General features: G+C 67.7%; 15 protein-coding genes and 1 pseudogene. 6 read left to right on the plus strand and 10 right to left on the minus strand.

What is annotated here, in order from left to right; translation table 11 throughout:
- Window positions 1-45 precede the first annotated feature (45 nt).
- The 3 genes from pxpB (at window position 46) to pxpA (ending at window position 2,593) form a co-directional block, all read left to right on the plus strand.
- Window positions 46-702, plus strand: coding sequence for a 5-oxoprolinase subunit PxpB (gene pxpB / locus DID96_RS28985; protein ID WP_124602665.1), 657 nt, complete (start codon window positions 46-48; stop codon window positions 700-702).
- Window positions 699-1,766 carry a biotin-dependent carboxyltransferase family protein gene (locus DID96_RS28990; protein ID WP_124602666.1) on the plus strand — a complete coding sequence of 356 codons (1,068 nt, stop codon included), beginning with the start codon at window positions 699-701 and terminating at the stop codon, window positions 1,764-1,766. The genes pxpB and DID96_RS28990 overlap by 4 nt, the downstream gene beginning before the upstream one ends.
- A 62-nt stretch (window positions 1,767-1,828) precedes the next feature.
- Complete coding sequence (gene pxpA, locus DID96_RS28995; RefSeq protein WP_124602667.1) at window positions 1,829-2,593, plus strand: 5-oxoprolinase subunit PxpA; 765 nt, start codon at window positions 1,829-1,831, stop codon at window positions 2,591-2,593.
- Window positions 2,594-3,076: 483 nt separating this feature from the next.
- Here pxpA and DID96_RS29000 read toward each other — a convergent pair whose 3' ends face one another.
- The 10 genes from DID96_RS29000 to DID96_RS29045 form a co-directional block, all read right to left on the minus strand.
- Complete coding sequence (locus DID96_RS29000; RefSeq protein ID WP_124602668.1) at window positions 3,077-4,222, minus strand: TraB/GumN family protein; 1,146 nt, start codon at window positions 4,220-4,222, stop codon at window positions 3,077-3,079.
- A complete protein-coding gene (locus tag DID96_RS29005) occupies window positions 4,215-5,231 on the minus strand; it encodes a peptide ABC transporter ATP-binding protein (RefSeq protein ID WP_124602669.1) in 1,017 nt (338 codons plus the stop codon). The genes DID96_RS29000 and DID96_RS29005 overlap by 8 nt, the downstream gene beginning before the upstream one ends.
- Window positions 5,228-6,226 carry an ABC transporter ATP-binding protein gene (locus DID96_RS29010; RefSeq protein WP_124602670.1) on the minus strand — a complete coding sequence of 333 codons (999 nt, stop codon included), beginning with the start codon at window positions 6,224-6,226 and terminating at the stop codon, window positions 5,228-5,230. The genes DID96_RS29005 and DID96_RS29010 overlap by 4 nt, the downstream gene beginning before the upstream one ends.
- A gap of 1 nt (window position 6,227) precedes the next feature.
- Window positions 6,228-7,145: an ABC transporter permease subunit gene (locus tag DID96_RS29015; protein ID WP_124602671.1), complete on the minus strand. Its 918-nt coding sequence runs from the start codon at window positions 7,143-7,145 to the stop codon at window positions 6,228-6,230.
- 4 nt (window positions 7,146-7,149) lie between these two features.
- Window positions 7,150-8,160, minus strand: a complete 1,011-nt coding sequence (locus tag DID96_RS29020; RefSeq protein WP_124602672.1) for an ABC transporter permease subunit — start codon at window positions 8,158-8,160, stop codon at window positions 7,150-7,152.
- A 119-nt stretch (window positions 8,161-8,279) separates the two neighbouring features.
- Window positions 8,280-9,908: an ABC transporter substrate-binding protein gene (locus DID96_RS29025; protein ID WP_124602673.1), complete on the minus strand. Its 1,629-nt coding sequence runs from the start codon at window positions 9,906-9,908 to the stop codon at window positions 8,280-8,282.
- Between the two features lie 247 nt (window positions 9,909-10,155).
- Window positions 10,156-11,463, minus strand: coding sequence for an MFS transporter (locus tag DID96_RS29030; protein WP_124602674.1), 1,308 nt, complete (start codon window positions 11,461-11,463; stop codon window positions 10,156-10,158).
- Between the two features lie 182 nt (window positions 11,464-11,645).
- Entirely contained in the window at window positions 11,646-11,960 is a 315-nt protein-coding gene (locus DID96_RS29035) for a high-potential iron-sulfur protein (protein WP_124602675.1), read from the minus strand.
- Between the two features lie 162 nt (window positions 11,961-12,122).
- On the minus strand, window positions 12,123-13,232 hold the full coding sequence (locus DID96_RS29040) for an NAD(P)/FAD-dependent oxidoreductase (RefSeq protein ID WP_124602676.1): 1,110 nt from the start codon (window positions 13,230-13,232) through the stop codon (window positions 12,123-12,125).
- Between the two features lie 200 nt (window positions 13,233-13,432).
- Window positions 13,433-14,413, minus strand: coding sequence for an AAA family ATPase (locus tag DID96_RS29045; RefSeq protein ID WP_124602677.1), 981 nt, complete (start codon window positions 14,411-14,413; stop codon window positions 13,433-13,435).
- Window positions 14,414-14,690: 277 nt separating this feature from the next.
- Between DID96_RS29045 and DID96_RS29050 the strand changes: the two genes are divergently transcribed.
- From DID96_RS29050 to DID96_RS29060, 3 genes and pseudogenes are all read left to right on the plus strand, one after another.
- Entirely contained in the window at window positions 14,691-15,173 is a 483-nt protein-coding gene (locus tag DID96_RS29050) for a hypothetical protein (protein WP_124602678.1), read from the plus strand.
- A gap of 5 nt (window positions 15,174-15,178) precedes the next feature.
- On the plus strand, window positions 15,179-15,997 hold the full coding sequence (locus DID96_RS29055) for an endonuclease/exonuclease/phosphatase family protein (RefSeq protein ID WP_124602679.1): 819 nt from the start codon (window positions 15,179-15,181) through the stop codon (window positions 15,995-15,997).
- A 266-nt stretch (window positions 15,998-16,263) separates the two neighbouring features.
- Window positions 16,264-16,385: pseudogene (locus DID96_RS29060) on the plus strand (ferredoxin--NADP reductase); the annotation flags it as partial.

Genomic DNA, 16,385 nt, shown 5'->3' on the forward strand with positions numbered 1-16,385 from the left:
ATTGACAATGTACGCTAACATTGCCGTCCGAACCGTGCGAGTCCGATGACGCATCCACGCATTTTCCCGCTCGGCGACGCCGCGCTCGTCTGCGAAGCGCCGCCGCCCGCCACGCTCGACTGCCAGCGCCGCGTCTGGGCCGTTGCCGAGGCCGCGCGCGCGTGGCCGCACGTCATCGACGTCGTGCCGGGCATGAACAACCTGACGATCGTGTTCGACGTGCTCGCCGCGTCCGCCGACTCGCTGTCGGCGGCGCTGCGCGATGCGTGGGAAACCGCCGACGTCGAGCACGCGAGCGGCCGCGAAGTCGAGATTCCGGTCGAATACGGCGGCGCAGCCGGGCCCGACCTCGCGGTCGTCGCCGCACATACGGGCCTCGCCGTCGACGAGGTCGTCGCGCGTCACGCGGCCGCCGAATACGTCGTGTTCTTCCTCGGCTTCCAGCCGGGCTTCGCGTATCTCGGCGGCCTCGACCCATCGCTGCACACGCCGCGCCGCGCGGCGCCGCGCCTCGAGGTGCCGGCCGGCTCGGTCGGCATCGGCGGCGCGCAGACCGGCATCTACCCGGCCACGTCGCCGGGCGGCTGGCAGCTGATCGGCCGTACGTCGTGCATGCTGTTCGATCCGTCCCGGCAGCCGCCTACGCTGCTCCTGCCCGGCGACCGGGTGCGCTTCACCATTGCGGGAGTCCACGCGACATGAGCCACAGCAAAGCGCCGGGCAGCATCGAGGTGCTGCGGGCCGGCCCGCTGTCGACCGTGCAGGATCTCGGCCGCCGCGGCGCACGCCATCTGGGCGTCGCGCAGGGCGGCGCGCTCGACAGCCTCGCGCTCGAGGTCGGCAACCGGCTCGTCGGCAACCGCGCCGACGCGGCCGCCGTCGAGATCACGTTCGGCCCCGCCGCGTTCCGCTTCACGCGCGACGCGCGCATCGCGATCACCGGCACCGAGTTCGGCGCGTCGCTCGACGGCAAGCCCGTCCATTCATGGTGGAGCCTGCCGGTCGTTGCCGGCCAGACGCTCACGCTGCCGGCCGCGAAGCGCGGGATGCGCGGCTATCTGTGCATTGCCGGCGGCATCGACGTGCTGCCGATGCTCGGCTCGCGCAGCACCGATCTCGCGTCGCGCTTCGGCGGCCTCGGCGGCCGCGCGCTGCGCGACGGCGACCGGCTGCCGGTCGGCGTGCCGCCGGCGGGCGCCGGCTGCCTCGCGCCGGATGCGCCCGAGTTCGGCGTGAAGGCGCCCGCGTGGTGCGCGTTCGCGCGAGTCGACGAGCCGCCGCGCCGCCATCGGCCCGCGCACGCGCCGTGGGCGATGCCCGTGCGCGTGCTGCCGGGCCCCGACTACGCGTCGTTCGCCACGGATGCGCAGCAGGCATTCTGGGACGAGGAATGGCTCGTGACGGCCAACAGCAACCGGATGGGGTATCGTCTCGCCGGTGTCGAGCTCGTGCGCGAGCGGCCGGCCGAGCTGCTGTCGCACGCGGTGCTGCCCGGCACGATCCAGGTTCCGCCGAACGGCCAGCCGATCGTGCTGATGAACGACGCGCAGACAACCGGCGGCTATCCTAAGATCGGCACTGTGATCCGCGCGGATCTGTGGAAGCTCGCGCAGGCGCGCCTGAACCTGCCGATCCGCTTCGTGCGCACGACCGCCGACGCCGCGCGCAGCGCGCTCGCGGCCGAGCGCGCGTACCTGCGACAAATCGACGTCGCGATCGAGATGCGGGAGGAGGCGCGCGTGCGCGCGCTGTCTCGCGCGGCGTGAACACGGAGGAAGCGGCACCGCGTCCCGGGGGACGCACCATCATACGGATGGACGGAAACATCATGGAAATCGATCTGAACGCCGATCTCGGCGAAGGATGCGGATCGGACGAGGCGCTCCTCGACCTCGTCACGTCGGCGAACATCGCGTGCGGCTGGCACGCGGGCGGCGCGAACGCGATGCGTGACTGCGTGCGCTGGGCCGTGCAGAAAGGCGTGTCGATCGGCGCCCATCCGAGCTTTCACGATCCGGAGAATTTCGGCCGCAAGGAAATGCAGCTGCCGGCCGACGAGATCTACGCGGGCGTGCTGTACCAGCTCGGCGCGCTATCCGCGATCGCGCTGGCCGAAGGCGGCCGCATCGTGCACGTGAAGCCGCACGGCGCGCTGTACAACCAGGCCGCGCGCGATCCGCTGATCGCCGACGCGGTGGTATCCGCGATCCATGATTTCGATCCGTCGCTCGCGGTGTTCGGGCTCGCGAACAGCGCGTTCGTCGCGGCCGCGCGGCACGCGGGGCTCGCGGCCGTCGAAGAGGTGTTCGCGGATCGCGGCTATCGCGCGGACGGCACGCTCGTGCCGCGCAGCGAGCCGGGTGCGCTGGTCGACGACGAAAGCGAAGTGATCGCCCGCACGCTCGACATGGTGCGCAACCAGCGGGTGCGCGCGGTCAGCGGCGAATGGGTGGCGCTCAACGCGCAGACGGTCTGCCTGCACGGCGACGGGCCGCATGCGCTGGCGTTCGCACGGCGGATCCGGGCGGCGCTCGACGCCGCGGGCATCGACGTCGTCGCACCGGGGGCGCTGCAGGCGGGCGAAGGCGGGTGAAGGCGCGTGATCTCACGTGATTGCGCGTACAAGAAAAAAGCGCCCCTGAGGCGCTTTTCTGTTGGCTGAACCGTACCGGTGCGACTGGAAACCGATTCATCCACCCGAAGCCGTCTGGCGACGGCGACCGGAATTTGATGCTCCGGATTAAAAAACGTCCGCCGCCGCCCGCTACTGCTTCCCCCGGTCGGACGACGGAACGTCGCTTATCCGCAAGTCGGCCCGCATGCAATTGCTACCGGACGATGGTTGGCCCCGCCGTGCATGCAGACACTCCGCGGCCGGCACGCAATGCACGTGCCGGCAACGCTAACCCCGCGCTTTGTTTCTGCTACCCCGTAGAACTTACCTCTTTACTGTTCTTTTCAATTTTTCAACTTGTGGGATGAAGAATAGATATTGCCCGATCGGGATGTCAATCGTTTTAAACGCTATTTTCTGACGAATCGAGGGTTTTCCTTACGGATGCGCTCCGCCGCGCAATCAGTTCGCGTCGACCCGGTATCCTTGCTTGCGCAACAATTCGAGCACGCCGCGCGGGCCGCCCAGATGCAGCGCGCCGATCGCGACGAACAGCGGCCGGTTCGGCGCGGCCATTGCCGTCATCCGCGCAACGAAGCGCCGGTTGCGCTCGTACAGGATCTTGTTGTCGATCGACGCCGACAGCGCCTTCGAACGCGACAGCCGCTCGGTCTTCGCGACCGCCCACGCGGCCAGCGCGTCGGCGTCGCCGATCCGCCACAGCCGGTGCAGCACCTTGATGTCGTCGGCGTTCTGCGCGGGCGTCTGCACCATGTCCTGCGCGAGCATCTCGCGCTGCTCGGCGAGCGTGAGCCCCGTGAACGCGCGCATCTGCTCGGCGAGCGTCTCGAGCCCGACCACCTTGCCGCTCTTCTTCAGGTACACGTTCTGCAGTTGCGCTTCGGTGCCGTACTCGGTCTGCAGGCCGGCCGCCAGCGAATCGTAGGTCTCGACGACGAGCGCGGCAAGCCACGGCCGCATCTTGCGGATCTCGACGAGCGCGGCCGGATTGCCGCGCAGCCGGCCGGCGAGCCGCTGCCACAGCGGCTCGGGCAACAGGCGCGGCAGGCACGGGTAATTGCAGACGCCGTACTTCGACACGTCGTCCTGCGATTCGAGCAGGTCGTCCGGCGACAGCTCGAGCGCGAGCGTCGGCGACGCGGCGAGCGCCGCGAGGATGCTCGGCCGGAACGGCTGCGTGCCCGGATAGTCGGACGGGTCGCCGGTGTGCAGCGTGCCCAGCAGGTAAATCGTCACCTTGCCCTTGGTCGCGACGTAGAACGGCATGCGCGCGGGTTGCGCGCGCACCGCACCGTGCGCAACCGTGCCGTTCGACACGGAAGGCGGCGTATGGAAGCCCGGCAGGCTCATGCCGGGCGGCGGCACCTGCGACGGATGGAGCGGCGCCGTCGCCGGCGCGCGCCCTTCGGCCCGCGCGACTTCGACGGGCACGCTCAAGCTGGCCGTCACGCATGCGCCGGCCAGCGCCGCGCCCGTCACGGTGCGCACGCTCCAGCGCCGTGCGGTACGGCACGCGCGCGCGACGCGGGTGCCGCCGGCTCCCGAACGGCGCGCGCTCGCCGCGCGCGCCGCCAACCCTTCAGGCATTCGCCTCCCCTACCTCCTCGGCGCGATGGCAGGCCACGCGCCGCCCGTCGACGTCGCGCAGCTGCGGCACCTCGACCCGGCAGCGCTCGACCGCGTACGGGCAGCGCTGATGGAACGCGCAGCCCGACGGCGGCTTGAGCGGCGACGGCAGCTCGCCCTGCAGCTTGATCTGCACGCGGCGGTCCTCCTCGAAGATCGCCGGCGTCGCGGACATCAGCGCACGCGTGTACGGATGGCGCGGACGCGCGTAGATCGTCGCCTTGTCGCCAAGCTCGGCGACGCTGCCGAAGTACATCACCATCACGTCGTCGGCGACATGCTCGACCACCGCGAGGTTGTGCGAGATGAACACGTAGCTCGTCTTGAACTGCTCCTGCAGATCCATGAACAGGTTCAGGATCTGCGCCTGGATCGACACGTCGAGCGCGGACACGGGCTCGTCGGCGACGACGATGCGCGGATCGAGGATCATCGCACGCGCGATCGCGACGCGCTGCCGCTGGCCGCCCGAGAACATGTGCGGATAGCGCTTCGCATGCTCGGGCCGCAGGCCGACCGTGCGCATGATCTGCGCGATCCGCTGCGCACGCTCCTGCACGGTGAGGTTCGTGTTGATCTCGAGCGGTTCGGACAGCGTCTGCTCGACGGTCTTGCGCGGATTCAGCGACGCGAACGGGTTCTGGAACACCATCTGCACGCGCCGGCGCAGCTCGGCGACGGTCTTGCTGTCCGCGCCGGCGACGTCCTTGCCGTCGATCGTCAGGTGGCCGGCCGTCGGCGTCTCGATCATCGTCAGCTGCCGCGCGAGCGTCGACTTCCCGCAGCCCGATTCGCCGACGACGGCGAGCGTCTTGCCGCGCTTCAGCGTGAACGACACGCCGTTAAGCGCCTTCACGGTGCCCTGGCCGAACATCCCGCGCTTCACCGTGTAGTGCTTCGCGAGCCCGTCGGCGACCAGCACCGCATCGTCGTCGTGCGGCGCGCGACGCGTTTCGTTGACAGCATTCATCGTGCGCCTCCGGTCAGGTTCAGGTTCGAGAGATTGAGCGGCTTGATGCAGCGTGCGCGCATCGCGTCATTGCCGGGCACCAGCGTGTCAAGCGCCGGGCGCGCCTTGTAGCAGTCGTCGACCGCATACTTGCAGCGCGGCGCGAACAGGCACCCGGACGGGCGATCATCGCGGCCCGGCACCATGCCCGGCAATGCGGCAAGGCGCCGCGCCCCCTTGTTGTGCTCGGGGATCGCCGCGAGCAATGCTTCGGTGTACGGATGATGCGGATGCGCGAAGATGTCCGGCACGCGGTTGGTCTCGATGATCTCGCCCGCGTACATCACCGCGACGCGCTGCGCGACTTCCGACACCACGGCCAGATCGTGCGAGATCAGCACGAGCGCCATCCCGCGCTCCTTCTGCAGCTTCACGAGCAGGTCCATGATCTGCGCCTGGATCGTCACGTCGAGCGCGGTGGTCGGCTCGTCGGCGATCAGCAGCTTCGGGTTGCAGGCGACGGCCATCGCGATCATTACGCGCTGGTTCATCCCGCCCGACATCTGGTGCGGGAACGAATCGATGCGGCTCTTCGGGTCGGGAATGCCGACCTGGTCGAGCAGCTCGAGTGCACGGCGGTTGAGCGCGTCGCCGCGCAGCCCTTCGTGCAGCTTCAGCACTTCCTTGATCTGGTAGCCGACCGTGTAGCTCGGGTTCAGGCTCGTCAGCGCGTCCTGGAACACCATCGCGATGTCCTTGCCGACGATCTTGCGGCGCGCCTTCGGCGATGCCTTCAGCAGGTCCACGCCGTTGAACGTCACTTCGTCCGCCGTGACCTTGCCCGGCGCGTCGATCAGGCCCATCAGCGCCATCATCGTCACGCTCTTGCCCGAGCCCGATTCGCCGACGACGCCCACCACCTCGCCCGGCGCGATCGACAGGTTGATCCGGTCGACGGCGGGCAGGCCGTTGAAGTTCACCGCCAGATTGCGGATGGTCAGTAGGTTATTGCTCATCTCAGGCCATCCGTTTCAGTTTGGGATCGAGCGCGTCACGCAGCCCGTCGCCGAGCAGGTTGATCGCGAGCACCGAGATCAGGATCGACAGGCCCGGCATCGTCACGATCCACCATGCGTTGTCGATGTAGTCGCGCGCCGATGCGAGCATCGCGCCCCACTCGGCGGTAGGCGGCTGCACGCCGAGGCCGAGGAAGCCGAGCGCGGCCGCATCGAGGATCGCCGACGAGAAGCCGAGCGTCGCCTGCACGATCAGCGGCGCCGTGCAGTTCGGCAGCACTTGCGAGAACATCAGGCGCAGCGTGCCGGCGCCCGCCACGCGCGACGCCGTCACGTACTCCTTCTGCAGCTCGCCGAGCGCCGACGCGCGCGTGAGGCGCACGTACGCGGGCAGCGCGACGATCGCGATCGCGAACATCGTGTTGGTGAGGCCCGGGCCGATGATTGCGACCACCGCGACCGCGAGCAGCAGCGACGGCAGCGCGAGCAGCACGTCCATCACGCGCATCACAGCCGTGTCGGCCCACTTCTGGAAGAACGCGGCGACGAGCCCGAGCACGATGCCGGGGATCAGCGCGAGCACGACCGACACGAAGCCGATCCAGAAAGACATCCGCGCGCCGAACATCAGCCGCGACAGGATATCGCGGCCCGCTTCGTCGGTGCCGAGCACGAACTTCCAGTTGCCGCCGTCGAGCCACGCGGGCGGGACCTTCACGTAGTCGCGGTATTGCTCGACCGGGCTGTGCGGCGCAAGCAGCGGCGCGAACACGGCGACCACGATCAGCACGAGCACGACGATGCCCGCGCCCACCGCGCCGCGGTTGCGCGAGAAGTTGGCCCAGAATTCGCGCAGCGCGAGCGTGCGGCCGCTGACCGCCGCAACTTCGCTCGGCAGGGTGTTTTGCAGATTGCTCATGGAATTACCTCGTGTGGCGGATGCGCGGGTTCAGCACGCCGTACATCAGGTCGACGACCAGGTTCACGACGATCACGAGCGTCGCGATCAGCAGGATGCCGCCCTGGACGACCGGGTAGTCGCGGCGGCTGATCGCATCGATCAGCCACTTGCCGACGCCGGGCCACGAAAACAGCGTCTCGGTCAGCACCGCGCCGGCGAGCAGCGTGCCGACCTGCAGGCCGATCACGGTGACGACCGGGATCAGCGCGTTGCGCAGCGCATGCACGACGACGACGCGCGCGGGCGACAGCCCCTTCGCGCGCGCGGTGCGGATGTAGTCCTCGCGCAGCACTTCGAGCATCGACGAGCGGGTCATCCGCGCGATCACCGCGAGCGGGATCGTGCCGAGCACGATCGCGGGCAGGATCAGGTGGCTCACCGCCGACCTGAACGAGCCCTCATCGGGCGCGAGCAGCGCGTCGATCAGCATGAAGCCCGTCGGGTGCGGGAAGTCGTATTCGACCGCGATGCGCCCGGACACGGGCGTCCAGCCGAGATACGACGAGAACACCATGATGAGGATCAAGCCCCACCAGAAGATCGGCATCGAGTAGCCGGTGAGCGCGGTGCCCATCACGCCGTGGTCGACGACCGAGCCGCGCCGCAGCGCCGCGATCACGCCGGCCGGCAGGCCGACGGCGAGCGCGAACATGAGCGCGCACAGCGACAGTTCGACGGTCGCCGGGAAGCGCGCGAAGAACTCGCCCGCGACGCTCGTGTTGGTGACGATCGACGTGCCGAGGTCGCCGTTCAGCGCGCGGCCGATGTAGTGGACATATTGCACGGGCAGCGGCTGGTCGAGCCCGAGGCGTTTCATCGCCTCTGCGTGCATGACGGGATCGACGCCGCGCTCGCCCATCATCACTTCGATGGGGTCGCCCGGTATCAGGTGAATCAGCGCGAATGCGAGGATGGTGATGCCGATGAAGGTCGGGATCACCATGCCCACGCGGCGCAACACGAATCGGAGCATGATGCGTCTCGTATTTTCTCGTGGGAAATGTGCGACCGGCGACGAGGGGCTTGTGGCCCCGCGCCGCCGGATGATTGCAAGCCGGTCTTCTCAACTGCGACTAGCTTACGCCTGTCGTGTTACTTCACGCTAACACCGTCGAAGCGCGCGTAGCCGAGCGGCTCGATGCGCATGTCGACGACGGTCTTGCGCACCGGCTGGTAGACGGTCGAGTTCGCGATCGGCGAGAACGGCACCTGCTGCGCGAAGATCTGCTGCGCCTGCGTGTAGATCTTCGTGCGTCCGTCCTGGCTCGTCGTCGTGCGGCCCTTCTGGATCAGGTCGTCGAACGGCTTGTAGCACCACTTCGAGAAGTTGTTGCCCTTCACCGCCTCGCAGCCGAGCAGCGTGCCGAGCCAGTTGTCGGGGTCGCCGTTGTCGCCCGTCCAGCCGATCAGCATCGTGTCGTGCTCGCCAGCGTGCGAGCGCTTCATGTACTCGCCCCACTCGTACGTGACGATCTTCGCCTTCACGCCGATCTTCGCCCAGTCGGCCTGGATCATCTCGGCCATCAGGCGCGCGTTCGGGTTGTACGGGCGCTGCACCGGCATCGCCCACAGCGTGATCTCGAAGCCGTTCGCGAAACCGGCCTTCGCGAGCAGCGCCTTCGCCTTCGCGGTGTCGTACGCGGGCATCTTCAGGTTCTTGTCGTACGACCATTGCGTCGGCGGCATCGGTGCGGAAGCCGCCTGGCCGGCGCCCTGGTAGACGGACTCGAGGATCGCCTTCTTGTTGATCGCCAGGTCGAGCGCCTGACGCACCTCGAGCTTGTCCATCGGCTTGTGCTCGACGTTGTACGCGAGGTAGCCGAGGTTGAAACCCGGCTGCGACGGCATGTCGATGTTCGAGTCGGCCTTCAGCGTCGCGATGTCCGCCGGACGCGGATAGCTCATCACCTGGCACTCGTTGCGCTTGATCTTCTGCACGCGCACGCCCGGGTCGGGCGTGATCGAGAAGATCAGCTTCGCGATCTTCACGTCGCCCTTCTTCCAGTAGTCAGGATTCCCGTCGAAACGGATCGTCGCATCCTTCGTATAGCTGCGGAAGATGAACGGGCCCGTGCCAACCGGCTTCTGGTTGATGTCGGCGGCCTTGCCGGCCTTCATCAGCTGGTCCGCGTATTCGGACGACAGGATCGACGCGAATTCCATCGCCATGTTCTGGATGAACGGCGCGTTCGGCTCGGACAGCGTGAACTTCACGGTGTACGGATCGACCTTCTCGACCTTCGTGATCAGCTTGTCGAGGCCCATGTCGGTGAAGTACGGAAACGACACGGGGTAGGCCTTGCGGAACGGCTGGTTCGGATCCAGCATGCGCTCGAACGTGAACACGACGTCGTCCGCGTTGAACTCGTGGGTCGGCTTGAAGAAGTCCGTCGTGTGGAACTTGACGCCGTGGCGCAGGTGGAACGTGTAGACCTTGCCGTCAGGCGAGATGTCCCACGACTCGGCGAGGCCCGGCTCGACCTTCGTGCCGCCGCGCTCGAATTCGACGAGACGGTTGTAGATCGGGAACGTCGCTGCAGTGAAGTCGACGCCAGTCGTGTATTGCGCGGAATCGAAGCCCGCCGGGCTGCCTTCTGAGCAGTAGACGAGCGTTTTGTTCGGGACCTGTGCGAATGCAGATCCCGCGATACCGAACGATGCCGCTGCCACGCCTGCGATGGCGGTAACACGCAGGGTGTGCAACAGACGGTTGTATTCCATGTTTCCTCCAATCTCCGGTTCGGATCCGGACCCCCAGGGGGCCGGTGTACGCGGATATTACTTGAGCCGGCGATCCTGCAACAAGCTGGAGAAAAAACTCTTCCACACGCGACAACGCGGGTTTTTGCGGATGTTTTCGGCACGTAAAAGATGCACTGGCACGCAGCGGCGACGATTGCGCCTACGTCGCGCCTGTTTCGTCTGACAACTAAACATCTGCCGCGCTGCGGCGAACGGGCGCAGCGCTTCAGCCGCGCGCGTCGAGATCCGCGCTGCGCGCCGGCACGAACGCGACCGCGACGATCGACACCGCGAGCCCCGCCATCACGTAATAAGTCGGCGCGAGCGGCGTGCCGGTCTCCTTGATCAGCCACGTGACGACGAACTGCCCGAAGCCGCCGAACAGCATCACCGCGACGTTGTAAGCGATCGACAGCCCGGTCGAGCGCACGTTGGCCGGGAACAGCTCGGCGATCATCGCGCCGAACGGCCCGTAATAGCCCGCGAGCGTCACCGACAGCACGGCCTGCACGGTAATGAGCCGCGCGATGCTCGGCGCCGCGTCGAGCCACGTGAAGAGCGGATACATCAGCGCGAGCGTCAGCACGAGCGACCACAGCGACAGCCCCTTGCGGCCGATGCGATCGGACCACGCGCCCGCGACCGGCGACAGCACGGTGAGCAGCAGGTTGCCGACGATCACCGCGTAGAACGACTGCGCGTACGGCAGCTTCAGCTGCTTCACCGCGAAGGTCGGCAGATAGCCGATCAGCGCGTAGATCGTCACGGTGAGTGCGACCACCGAGCCGAGCCCGCACAGCACTTCGCGCGAATGGCGCGTGAACACTTCGCCGAGCGTCGCGCGGCGCGCGCTCTGCTGCGCGTGCAGGAATGCTTCCGAATCGCCGAGATGGCGGCGGATGTAGAAACCGATCGGGCCGATCACGAGCCCGACGATGAACGGCACGCGCCAGCCCCATGCGCGCAGCGCATCGGGCGTGAGGCCGCGCGTGACGGCCGCGCCGACGAGCGCGCCGATCAGCAGCGCCGCCGCCTGGCTCGCCATCTGCCAGCTGCCGTAGAAGCCGCGCTTCGAAAACGGTGCGGCTTCGATCAGGAGCGCGGTCGCGCTGCCGAATTCGCCGCCCGCGGAGAAGCCCTGCAGCAGGCGGCCGAACACGATCATCAGCGGGCCGCCAATGCCGATCGCCGCATACGGCGGCGCGACCGCGAGCAGGAAGATGCCGGCCGTCATCAACAGGATCACGAGTGACAACGCGGCCTTGCGGCCCGCGCGGTCCGCATACAGCCCGAACACAATGCCACCGATCGGCCGCATGAAGAACGCGACGCCGAACGTCGCGGTGGCGAGCAACAGCGACGCGTATTCGCTCGTCGTCGGGAAGAACAGCTCGGCGATCACGACCACCATGAAACTGAAGACCGTGAAGTCGTACCACTCGAGCGCGTTGCCGATCACCGCCGCCGCCACCGCGCGCCGGTTCAGCGCGCGATCGGGCCTGACCGTCTTCGTTGAACCCGCAATCGTCGCCATGCGTGTCTCGCCTCGTGAGGTGGCCGTCTTGGTGCGCGCGGCGCTGCGGCTGCGCGCCGGTCTGGTGCGAGTGTAGAAAGGTACGGAACCGTTTTCAAGCAATAAAAAACGCCCGCCATCAGCTGATGGCGGGCGTTACGCGATTTTCGCGGGATTGCGGCACCGCACGATGCCGCGCAGCGTCACGCCTTCTTCGTGAATGCGCTGCACCAGCCCTTCGCCGACACCTGCTTGCCCGGGAACGCGCCGCACGGCCCCGATGCCGAGCCGGCCTTGCCCTGGTACAGCATGCACGCGGCGCAATCCTGACCCGCGGCGTACTTCGCATACTTCGCCTTGTCGACCTTCGTGGCGTCCGCCTTGTAGCCGAGCGCCTGCGCGGTCGGATCGCTTTCCGACAGCATCGGCAGATCGGCAGCCACTGCCTCGCGCGACAGGGCCATTGCCGACACGACGCCAACGCTCGTAATCAGGAAACTCCGACGGGATGTTTTCATGGGGACTCGCTCCAATGTTATCGATTCGAAAGCTGCTCTAGCGACAGCCGATTGACAGCATAACGCTGAGACGCGCGAATGTGCGGCCCGAAATGCCGGAGATAAGGGATTTCGCAATCGGCTCAACATGACAGCCACATTCCCGCCATCGTCCGTACACGATCACCCGTACGCGGCCATGTCGCCGACGCGCTGCGCGAGCGCGAGCGCCGCGGTGAGCCCCGGCGATTCGATGCCGAACAGGTTCACGAGCCCGCGCACGCCATGCTGCGCGGCGCCCTGCACGATGAAATCGGCAGGCGCCTCGCCAGGCCCCGCGAGCTTCGGGCGGATGCCCGCATAGGCCGGCTGCAGCGCGTCGTCCGGCAACGCCGGCCAGTACGCGCGGATCGACGCGCTGAACGCATCCGCGCGCGCCGGATCGACGTCGTAGCGCAACGCATCGACCCATTCGACGTCCGGGCCGAAGCGTGCCTGGCCAGCGAGGTCCAGCGTCAGGTGGATGCCGAGGCCCGCGCGGTCCGGCATCGGATAGATCAGGTGCGAGAACGGCGCGCGCCCGGACAGGCTGAAGTAGTGGCCGCGCGCGAGATAGAGCGGCGGCACCCAGCGCGGATCGAGGCCGCGCGTGCGGCGCGCGAGCGCCTGCGCGCCGAGGCCCGCGCTGTTGATCACGCAGGCCGCCTCGAACTCGGTCGGCGCGTCGCCGCCCGTGCGCACGACGAAGCGCGCGCCGCGCAGCACGTCGATCGCTTCGACCGGGGATTTCAGCGCGCAAACGGCGCCGTCGCGTTCCGCATCGCCGAGCAGCGCGAGCATCAGCTGGTGGCTGTCGACGATGCCCGTGCTCGGCGAGAACAGCGCCTCGACGCACTCGAGCTCGGGCTCGAGCGTCTGCGCCTCGCCGCGCGTGAGCGGCATCAGGTCGAGCACGCCGTTTTCCTCGGCGCGCGCGGCGATCGCCTTCAGATGCTTCACCTGCGCAGCCGACGTCGCGACGAGCAGCTTGCCGACGCGCCGATGCGGCACATGATGTGTGTCGCAGAATTCGTACAGCAGGTCGCGGCCGTGCACGCACGACATCGCCTTCAGCGAGCCGCGCGGATAGTAGAGCCCCGCGTGGATTACCTCGCTGTTGCGCGAACTCGTGCCGGTGCCGATCGCGTCGGCCGCCTCGAGCACGAGCGTCTCGCGGCCGCGCGCGGCGAGTTCGCGGGCGATCGCGAGCCCGACGACACCCGCACCGATCACCACACAGTCCATCTGCTCCATGGCTTTTCGCGTCGTTAGCGCGTCGAGGGGGAGAAGTTGATTGTACGTCCCGGTTCGCCCGCTTGCCGGCCACATATGTAGCTTGCCGGCGACATGTGTAGCCGGATATTTCACGCCGGCTCCGCCGCCGAACGCTGCGCCCCCTCTCGCTTGATCCTCGCCCCTGAACGCTGCGCCCCTCCCTCGCTTTGATCCCCGCATCAGAACCCGATCGGCCGGCGCTTCGTCGCGCCTTCGTCCGCACGGATGTCGCGCGGCTCGATCGCATCGCGCCCGTCGAGGCGCGCAGCGCCGAACGCGTGCAGCAGCGCACGCCGCATCGTGCGCGGCGGCGTCGCGGCGAGCACGTCGAGCGCGTCGTCGCCTAGCGTGTCCGGAAAGCGCCGGCCCCACGCGTGCGACGTGCGGATCTCGTCATAGATCGTCTGCGCGATGCGGCGCGCGCCGGCCGCGTCGGGTGGCGCGATCTCGTACACGCTCAGGCGGTTCAGCAGCGGCTCCGGAATCGCCTGCGCATCGTTCGCGGTCGCGACCCAGATCACGTTGCCCGCATCGATCGGCACTTCCGCGAATTCGTCGACGAACGCGCGCGCGGTGTCGTGCTCGAGCAGCGCGTACAGCGCGCCGAGCGGATCGTATTGCGCGTCGCTGCCGGCCTTGTCGATCTCGTCGACCGCGATCACCGGGTTCGCGTAGCTGCCGTTCACGAGCGCGTCGAACACCTTGCCGGGCTTCGCGTTCTTCCATTGCGACGACGCGCCCGACAGGATCCACCCCGCGGTCAGCGAACTCATCGGCACGTAGTGATACGACGTGCCGAGCAACTGCGCGAGCGCCTTCGCGAAATGCGTCTTGCCGATGCCCGGCGGGCCGAGCAGCAGGATCGGCATCAGCTCGAGCCGGTCGTCGGTCTCGAGGCACAGCGCGACCTGCTTGCGCACGTCGTCGAGCGGCTCGGTGAAATTCGGCAGCACCTCACCGAGCGCGTCGAACGACGGCATCCGGTTCGGCTTCACGCAAAAGCGCAGATTGCCGGTCTTGAGCATCCTCTCGTAAGTGGCGCGCAGTGCGTCGCTCGCGCCTTCGTTCAGGTCGCTCAGCGCGGTCTCGACCTGCTCCAGGTCGTACACCGTGCTGAAGGACGCGACCGCCAGTTCCTGTTTCACCATCGCCGTCGTCATACGAACCTCGCTACCGCTTGCTTGCCGCACCATCAGACCCTTTCGATTTCAGTGTAGCGGGATGACATCCCAGTGCAAGCAAGCAGCCGCGCCCGTGTGCTGCTGACAGGTCGCGCTTTTTTTTGCTTGAAAACGCGCGGCGCGCACTTACCTTTCTAGCAGGGCCGCGTCGCGCGACGAACCTGTCGTGCCGCATCCGGTCACATCGATGACGCTGCCGATCGGGCGTAAGATGTGCGTCCGTTTCCCCCGCTACCCGCGAATCCGGAGAGGCTTCATGCTGAAACACGGCCTGGCCGTCATGCTGGCGAGCGTCATGCTTGCCGCTCATGCGCAGAGCCCCGCGCCCGCTGTCGTCGCATGGGAAATCCAGGTGGTGCGCGACGGTCAGACGATCGACACGTTCCAGCAGAACACCACCGTGGGTCAGACCCGCACCGATACCCATCGCTATCCGTCCGACGTGTCCGTCGGCTGCGGCGACAACGCGCGCGTGGTGCCGACCGAGCGCTCGCGCTCGGTGAGCGTCGCGCCGCTCACGGTCGACGCGAACGCAATCTCGCTCGCGCTCGACGTGCAGGAAACGCTCGACGATCCGAACGCGAAGCCGGCTGCGCCGTGTGCGCCGGCGTCGCCGCGACAGATCGTCGCAAGCCACCCCGGGCTGTCGGTCGGCAGCGACGCGTGGACCGACTGGACGCTGATCGAGCAACATCCGCACCTCGTCTATCGCGTGCGCGCGCACGTCGCGAAGGACTGACCGACATGCACGCGCTCGATGCCCTGTCCGTCCCGTTCGCCGAGCCGCACGCCGCGCCCGACGAACTCACCGCGGTGAGCTGGAACCTGCACAAGGGCCGCTCGCCGCTCGGCTTCACCGCGTGGAACGCGATGCGCAACTGGATGCAGTCGACGCACGCGGACGTGTATTTCCTGCAGGAAGCGATGGCGCGCCGCTTGCCGCGCCCGGTGCTCGCGCCCGGCTTCGGCGCGCAGATGGACGACGCGTACGACGACGTCTGGCATTGCCAGGCGTCCGAGATCGCGCATGCGCTCGACTGGCAGATCGCGCTCGGCCCGAACGTGTTCAAGCCATCGTGGCGGCACGGCAACGCGATCCTGTCGCCGCACCCGCTCGATCTCGGCGGCCGCTGGGACATCTCCGCGCACCGCTTCGAGCGGCGCGGCCTGCTCGTCGCGCGCGCGACCCTCGCCGGATCGCGTCCCGTCACGCTGCTGTGTGCGCACCTCGCGCTCACGCGCGCGGCGCGGCTGCGCCAGATGCACTGGATCGCGCACTGGATCGTGCGCAACGCGAAGGACGGCCCGCTCGTGCTCGCCGGCGACTTCAACGACTGGCGCAACGACTCGATCGCGCTGTTCGCCGAGATCGGCCTGTCCGAAGTCGCGACGCTGCTCGGCGAATCGGGGCGCACGTTCCCCGCGTTCTCGCCGGCGCTCGCGCTCGACAAGATGTTCGTGCGCGGGATGACGCCGCTCGAATGGAGCGCGCCGTCCGGCGAGACCGCATGGCTGTCGGATCACCTGCCGTACATCGCCCGCCTGCGGCTCGATCCGCAGTAAGCGCGGCGGCGTGCCGCGCGCGAAGCTCTCCGTCAATCGTCGCCAATCGCCGAAAGCCATCCGAAAGCGAATGTTGCGCCAAATCCGCGCATCCACCGGGGGCAAGCACGCGATTCGCACAGTCAAGGTAAAATAAGCAGTTCATCAAACGTCTGTCATCGAGAAGGCGCGTATTCGGCGCGCCGGCCGGCCGATCCCCGATCGGGCCGACGCCCCTCGTTTTTCGCCCGTCCGTGGGCTCGTTACACGCGTCCGTTTTCGAAGTCATGAGCAAATACGACACCGCCACCGTCCAATCCGTCCACCACTGGACCGATACGCTTTTCAGCTTCACCTGCACCCGTGAGCCGGGCCTGCGCTTCAACAACGGCGAATTCACGATGGTCGG

Source organism: Burkholderia sp. Bp8963 (assembly GCF_003854275.1).
Lineage (GTDB): Bacteria > Pseudomonadota > Gammaproteobacteria > Burkholderiales > Burkholderiaceae > Burkholderia.

Excerpts from the sequence above, each read along its gene's own strand:
- DID96_RS29005 (WP_124602669.1), bottom strand. The coding sequence starts at position 5,231 with ATGAATGCTGTCAACGAAACGCGTCGCGCGCCGCACGACGACGATGCG.
- DID96_RS29000 (WP_124602668.1), bottom strand. The coding sequence starts at position 4,222 with ATGCCTGAAGGGTTGGCGGCGCGCGCGGCGAGCGCGCGCCGTTCGGGA.
- pxpA (WP_124602667.1), top strand. The coding sequence starts at position 1,829 with ATGGAAATCGATCTGAACGCCGATCTCGGCGAAGGATGCGGATCGGAC.
- DID96_RS29050 (WP_124602678.1), top strand. The coding sequence starts at position 14,691 with ATGCTGAAACACGGCCTGGCCGTCATGCTGGCGAGCGTCATGCTTGCC.
- DID96_RS29030 (WP_124602674.1), bottom strand. The coding sequence starts at position 11,463 with ATGGCGACGATTGCGGGTTCAACGAAGACGGTCAGGCCCGATCGCGCG.
- DID96_RS29040 (WP_124602676.1), bottom strand. The coding sequence starts at position 13,232 with ATGGAGCAGATGGACTGTGTGGTGATCGGTGCGGGTGTCGTCGGGCTC.
- pxpB (WP_124602665.1), top strand. The coding sequence starts at position 46 with ATGACGCATCCACGCATTTTCCCGCTCGGCGACGCCGCGCTCGTCTGC.
- DID96_RS29020 (WP_124602672.1), bottom strand. The coding sequence starts at position 8,160 with ATGCTCCGATTCGTGTTGCGCCGCGTGGGCATGGTGATCCCGACCTTC.
- DID96_RS29010 (WP_124602670.1), bottom strand. The coding sequence starts at position 6,226 with ATGAGCAATAACCTACTGACCATCCGCAATCTGGCGGTGAACTTCAAC.
- DID96_RS29055 (WP_124602679.1), top strand. The coding sequence starts at position 15,179 with ATGCACGCGCTCGATGCCCTGTCCGTCCCGTTCGCCGAGCCGCACGCC.
- DID96_RS28990 (WP_124602666.1), top strand. The coding sequence starts at position 699 with ATGAGCCACAGCAAAGCGCCGGGCAGCATCGAGGTGCTGCGGGCCGGC.
- DID96_RS29035 (WP_124602675.1), bottom strand. The coding sequence starts at position 11,960 with ATGAAAACATCCCGTCGGAGTTTCCTGATTACGAGCGTTGGCGTCGTG.
- DID96_RS29015 (WP_124602671.1), bottom strand. The coding sequence starts at position 7,145 with ATGAGCAATCTGCAAAACACCCTGCCGAGCGAAGTTGCGGCGGTCAGC.
- DID96_RS29045 (WP_124602677.1), bottom strand. The coding sequence starts at position 14,413 with ATGACGACGGCGATGGTGAAACAGGAACTGGCGGTCGCGTCCTTCAGC.
- DID96_RS29025 (WP_124602673.1), bottom strand. The coding sequence starts at position 9,908 with ATGGAATACAACCGTCTGTTGCACACCCTGCGTGTTACCGCCATCGCA.